At 50.5% G+C, this 519-nt stretch carries 1 protein-coding gene; it reads right to left on the reverse strand.

Going from position 1 to position 519, the window contains the following annotated elements:
* A partial coding sequence (locus R8N49_RS30400; protein WP_318190860.1) for a DUF4165 domain-containing protein occupies positions 1-392 on the reverse strand: 392 nt, incomplete at its 3' end.
* Between the last annotated feature and the right edge of the window lie 127 nt (positions 393-519).

Consider the following 519-nt stretch of genomic DNA (forward strand, 5'->3'; position numbering starts at 1 on the left):
GTCTGAACGGAACTTCCGTCTGACGCCAGTATTTCGGCCCTTAGTTTGTAGACTCCCTCGGAAGGAGCCGGTAGTTGAAGTTCCGCACCATAGTAGGATTTTCCACCCACTGTGATGCGATCAGTAGCCCCAAGAAGGTGGCTGGTCGCTGTCGAAACCACTGTTCCATCCGACCGAAGCACCGAAATCTTTACCTTTCGGTCGATACCGGCACTCAAGGCAAACGAGATATTGCCCGTTGGGTTGGCATAGTTGGCATTCGGAGTCAGAGACCGTTGCGTACCATCTGGAGCCTTAAAGGTGTATTCCAGCAGCTCTGCATGAGCAGCACCAGCGGTAAGAACCGCCAGAGCCCCAAGCATCGCCGGAATTTTAGGCTTGAAATTGATCATCGCATTCTCCATTCGTTTTGAGTTACAAGAACCCAATGCTGGAGGTTACGGGAGGGAGTGCATAAACATGGGCTGTGGAAGTGCCCTTTTTGAGCAAATAAGGAAATAGTTGGAATTTGTTATGACT

It is taken from the genome of Vibrio sp. 1978 (assembly GCF_033344345.1).